The organism is Pseudomonas sp. 24 E 13 (genome assembly GCF_900004715.1).
Classification (GTDB): Bacteria; Pseudomonadota; Gammaproteobacteria; order Pseudomonadales; family Pseudomonadaceae; genus Aquipseudomonas; species Aquipseudomonas orientalis_A.
On the sequence record NZ_CVTO01000041.1, the window covers coordinates 1 to 733 of the forward strand.

Consider the following 733-nt stretch of genomic DNA (forward strand, 5'->3'; position numbering starts at 1 on the left):
ATCGGCCAGGGCACAGCAACGCTGAATACCTTTAATGGTGCTCAAGCTTCTGCAGGTAACGGCAACCTGGCGCTGCAGCCTTCGACCCTGAGCCTGAGCGCCACCCCGAGCATCACCGAAGCCGGGGGCGTGCTGACGTATACCGCCACCGTGACCCAGGCCGGCACCAGCGACTTGACCATCACCCTGTCCAACGGCGCGGTGATCACCATCCCATCCGGCCAACTGACCGGCACCGTCAACGTGCCCCTGGCGCCTAACGACAGCCCGTACCTCGACGCCAGCCAGATCAGCGTCAACGTCACCGGCATCACCGGCGGCAACAACCTGGTACTGACCCTCGACCCTAACCCGGCCGTGACGCAGATTACCGACACCATCGATACCACCACCGTGACCTTGACGGCTGGTTCGAACGTGACTGAAGGTGGCCAGATCACCTACACCGCGACCTTGACCAACCCGGCACAAACCCCGGTGAACGTCACCTTGAGCAATGGCTCGGTGATTACCATCAAGGCGGGGGAATCGACGGGTACTGTGGTTGTCGATACCCCGGCCAATGACGTCTACGTTAATGGCTCGACCGTCAGCACCACTATTACAGGCGCTACCGGCGGCAACTTTGAAAACCTGGTGCCGAGCACGACGCCTGCGGTCACCACCATTACTGATGTGGTCGATACCACCACTGTCACGCTGACGGCCGGTTCCACCGTGACCGAAGGCGGTC

Annotated in this window: 1 protein-coding gene; it reads left to right on the forward strand. The window is 61.7% G+C overall.

The window, feature by feature from the left end:
• A partial coding sequence (locus BFP90_RS01630; protein WP_370671677.1) for an immunoglobulin-like domain-containing protein occupies positions 1-733 on the forward strand: 733 nt, incomplete at both ends.